This window comes from Streptomyces sp. NPDC002785 (genome assembly GCF_040295565.1).
In the GTDB taxonomy this organism is placed as follows: Bacteria; Actinomycetota; Actinomycetes; order Streptomycetales; family Streptomycetaceae; genus Streptomyces.
Genome location: NZ_JBEOVN010000416.1, coordinates 1 through 1,641 on the forward strand (window position 1 = coordinate 1; position 1,641 = coordinate 1,641).

Genomic DNA, 1,641 nt, shown 5'->3' on the forward strand with positions numbered 1-1,641 from the left:
GCCGGTTGCGCAGCTCGACCGCGGTGAGCGAGTCGAAGCCCAGCTCCTTGAAGGCTCGCCCGGCCTCGATCGCCGCGGCGTCGGCGTGCCCCAGCACCGCCGCGACCGCGCCGCGCACCAGCTCCAGCAGCACCCGCTCCCGCTCGGTCTCCGGCAGTCCGGCGAGCTGCTGGGCCAGCACGGGGCCGGAGGCGCTCGCCTCGGATGCGTCGGCCGTCATCTCGTCGATGACCTGGCGTGCCTCGGGCAGCTCGTGCAGCAGCGGACGTGGCCGGTCGGCGGTGAAGGCCAGCGTGAACCGCCGCCAGTCCATGTCGATGACGGTCAGCGCCGTCTCGTCCCGGTCCAGCGCGTGCCGCAGCGCGGTGACCGCCGGCTCCGGCGCCATCTCGTTGATGCCGTGGCGGCGCATCCGGTCCCCGAGTGCGCCGCCGACGGTGACGCCGTCGCCCCACGGGCCCCAGGACAGGGTGGTGGCGGGCAGCCCGTCGGCGCGCCGTTGCTCGGCGAAGGCGTGCAGATAAGCGTTGCCGGGCGCCTGATTGCCCTGCCCCGGTGCCCCGAAGATCGCGGAGAAGTGCGAGAAGAGCACGAACGCGGACAGGTCCAGGTCCCGGGTGAGCTCGTGCAGATGGCGGGTGGCGTCGACCTTCAGCCGCAGCACCCGGTCCACCTGGTCCGGCGTCAGCCCCTCGATCACCCCGTCCTCGATCACCGCGGCGGTGTGCACCACGGCGGTCAGCGGCCGCTCGGCGGGGACGTCCGCGAGCAGGACGGACAGCGCCTCCCGGTCGGCCACGTCGCAGGCGGCGATGGTGACTTCGGCGCCCAGTGCGGTCAGTTCGTCGCGCAGCTCGGCGGCGCCCGGCGCGTCCGGGCCACGACGGCCGACGAGCACCAGGTGCTCGGCACCGTTACGGGCCAGCCAACGGGCCACCTGCGCACCCAGCGCACCGGTACCGCCCGTCACCAGCGTGGTCCCGGTCGGCTGCCAGTCCCGTACGGCCGGGGTGTCGGCCAGTTTGGCCCTCACCAGCCGCGGCCCGAGGACTCCGGTGGCGCGGATCGCCACCTGGCCCTCGTCTCCGTCGCCCGCGAGCACCTCGGCCAGTCGGGCCAGCGCCCGCTCGTCCAGGGTCTCGGGCAGGTCCACCAGACCGCCCCAGCGTTCCAGATGCTCCAGGGCGGCCACCCGGCCCAGGCCCCAGATCAGCGCCTGCTCCGGCGACTTCAACCGGTCCGAGCGGCCTGTGGAGACCGCGCCCCGGGTCGCGCACCACAGTGGGGCGGCGAGCTGCGCGTCGCCCAGCGCCTGGATCAGCGCCAGCTGAGCGGCGGCCCCGGCGGGGAAGGCGGAGTGTGCCGGATGCGGCCGCTCGTCCAGTGCCAGCAGCGACAGCACGCCGTCGAACGCCGCGTCGTCCCCGGTCGGCTCGGCGCGCAGCGCGGCGGCCAGTGCCTCCCGGTCGGTCGTTGCGGCGTCCACCGCGATCCGTCGTACGTCGGCCCCGTGCTCGGTCAGCGCTGCGGCAACGGCCGCCGCCCGCTCGTCCTCGGTCCCGGGCGAGACCAGCAGCCAGGTGCCGGACAGCCGCGCCGACTGCCCGTCGGCCAGCGGCTTCCAGGTCACGCGGTAGCGCC

1 protein-coding gene is annotated in these 1,641 nt (G+C 75.3%); it reads right to left on the reverse strand.

The genetic code is table 11. The features are described from left to right. Window positions 1–1,641: beta-ketoacyl reductase (locus tag ABTZ94_RS37465; RefSeq protein WP_502967380.1), on the reverse strand; the 1,641-nt coding region annotated here is incomplete at both ends.